The organism is Dietzia sp. PP-33 (genome assembly GCF_033790845.1).
In the GTDB taxonomy this organism is placed as follows: Bacteria; Actinomycetota; Actinomycetes; order Mycobacteriales; family Mycobacteriaceae; genus Dietzia.
In genome coordinates, this window is sequence record NZ_JAMYEI010000041.1 from 1 (window position 1) to 243 (window position 243).

Here is a 243-nt window from a genome sequence, read left to right on the forward strand (position 1 = left end):
TCTGGAGACCCAGTTCAACCTGGTGCACGGGTCGGATTCCGAGGAGTCCGCAGCGCGTGAGATCGGGCTCTGGTTCCCCGACCTCTGATCCGGGATCGTCCCCAGCCACCGCGACTGCCCGCGCCCGCGCGGCGACGGATCGTCGGCGTGTGTGGGACAATGGGCGAAGCCCGTATTCGCGGCGAGCGGAACACCCGTGAGCCCCGGTACCGGGCGCCCGCCATCCGCGGCCCGGAACACCCC

At 71.2% G+C, this 243-nt stretch carries 1 protein-coding gene; it reads left to right on the top strand.

Going from position 1 to position 243, the window contains the following annotated elements; all coding sequences use genetic code 11:
* The coding region (locus NJE57_RS19965) for a nucleoside-diphosphate kinase (RefSeq protein ID WP_319030232.1) at positions 1–88 on the top strand (88 nt) is incomplete at its 5' end.
* Positions 89–243 lie beyond the last annotated feature (155 nt).